The sequence below is a fragment of the Streptomyces violaceorubidus genome, from assembly GCF_000717995.1.
GTDB classification, from domain to species: Bacteria; Actinomycetota; Actinomycetes; order Streptomycetales; family Streptomycetaceae; genus Streptomyces; species Streptomyces violaceorubidus.
Genome location: NZ_JODM01000099.1, coordinates 1 through 1,751 on the forward strand (window position 1 = coordinate 1; position 1,751 = coordinate 1,751).

General features: G+C 68.8%; 1 protein-coding gene and 1 pseudogene. Both read left to right on the forward strand.

Annotated elements, in window-relative coordinates; translation table 11 throughout:
* Window positions 1–859, forward strand: a pseudogene (locus tag IE94_RS0134080) (hydrolase); the annotation flags it as partial.
* A 347-nt stretch (window positions 860–1,206) separates the two neighbouring features.
* Window positions 1,207–1,536 carry an RICIN domain-containing protein gene (locus tag IE94_RS41960; RefSeq protein WP_051777907.1) on the forward strand — a complete coding sequence of 110 codons (330 nt, stop codon included), beginning with the start codon at window positions 1,207–1,209 and terminating at the stop codon, window positions 1,534–1,536.
* Window positions 1,537–1,751: the final 215 nt, after the last annotated feature.

The window sequence follows — 1,751 nt, forward strand, 5'->3', positions numbered from 1 at the left end:
GGCGGTGCGCCGGTCGGGGGTGGATCCGACCGAGGTCGAGGGGACGTATATCCAGCGGGGGTTTCTGCCGCGTTGGCTGGCGACGTTCTTCGGGATCTTCCTGGCGTTGGCGATCGCGTTCGTGATGATCTGGATCGCGTACAAGCCGCAGGTCCGCACCAGCGCCACCGAGCAGACCGAACAGGCCGGTGCCGCCCTCGCACCGAGCCCGAGCGCCACACCGGAGACGCTGCCCAGCACCGCCGAATCCGCGCCCGCCGAGCAGCCGCAGGTGCAGCAGCCGCCGACCGCACCGGAGCCGGAGAAGAGCGACAGCGGGGGCGGCGACAAGAGCGGCGACCGGGGCGGTGGCGGTGGCGGCGGCGAGTCCAAGAAGCCCAAGCCGCCCGTACGCACCGCGGCCACGGCCGTGAAGGAGGTCGCCGCCCGCAGTGAGGGACGGCACATCTGCTACCGCGCCTACGTGGCCGACCAGGGCTGGCAGGCCCCGGTGTGCGACGGCGCCGAGGCCGGCACGGTCGGCAAGGGCCTCCCGATCAAGGCCCTGAACATCGCCGTGTCCGGGACCAAGGGCGTGACGGGCAACGGGGCCCATGTGGTCGAGGCGTGGCTCAACGGCAGCAAGTGGGAGAGCGCGCCCGACCAGGTCGACATGTACCTGGGCAGCACCAAGGAGGCGGTCTCGCCCATGGAGGGGTTCACCCTCAAGACCTTCGAAGGCACCGTCTGCCCCAACACCCACGTCAAGGACAAGGGCTGGCAGAAGCAGGGCTGCACCGAGCCGGGGCAGTGGCGGTACTTCGGCAGCAACATGGAGAACGACAAGCTCCAGCTGGAAGCGGTCCGGATCACGGTCTGACCGACGTGTGCAAGGGCAACGCACTTTGCCCTCGCGGCTCCTGACGTTCCTTCTGACCGCCCGTACCGTCGCCGTGTGGGCCTTTGGACCTCCAGCGGGGTTTCTGCCGCGTTGGCTGGCGACGTTCTTCGGGGTCTTCCTGGCGTTGGCGATCGCGTTCGTGATGATCTGGATCGCGTACAAGCCGCAGGTGCGTACCAGCGCCACCGAGCAGACGGAACAGGCCGGTGCCGCCCTCGCACCCAGCCCGAGCGCCACACCGGAAGCCCTCCCGAGCACCGCCGAGTCCGCGCCCGAGGCGGAGCCCGAGCAGCCGGCCTCCGAGAAGCCCGAGGACGACGGAACCGGTGGCGGTGGCGGCGGAGGCGGAGGCGACGGCGACGGCGGACAGTCCAAGAAGCCCGACCACCCACCTGTGCGCCGACATCCCCGGACGGGACAAGGGAAAGATCAACGGGATCGTCCAGCAGGCCAACTGCCGCGAGGAGGGCGACAACCAGCTGTGGTGGATCGACAAGCAGGCGAGCGGGAACTACTGGATCCGCAACTTCGCCAGCGCCCACAGGTGCCTGAACGTGAAGGGCCAGAACGGCGGCACCGAGACTCCGCTGAACATCGCGACCTGCACCAACATCGACGACCAGGAGTGGCAGATCATCCATCCGTCGAGGGACTGACGCCCGTCCGGAAAGTCCTGTGATCAGGCACCTTGGGGCAGCTACTACTGCCCCGAGTGCCGCTGACGCATGGGCAGTTGACGCGTAGCGTCGGCGTGTGAGCCTGTGGACTTCCTTGGAGCCCGCGTCCGCGACTGTGGACCCCGGCAGTAGTACGCGTGTGCGCCTGAGGGTGCGCAATACCGGTGACGTGGTGGATGAGTACCGGTTCGAGC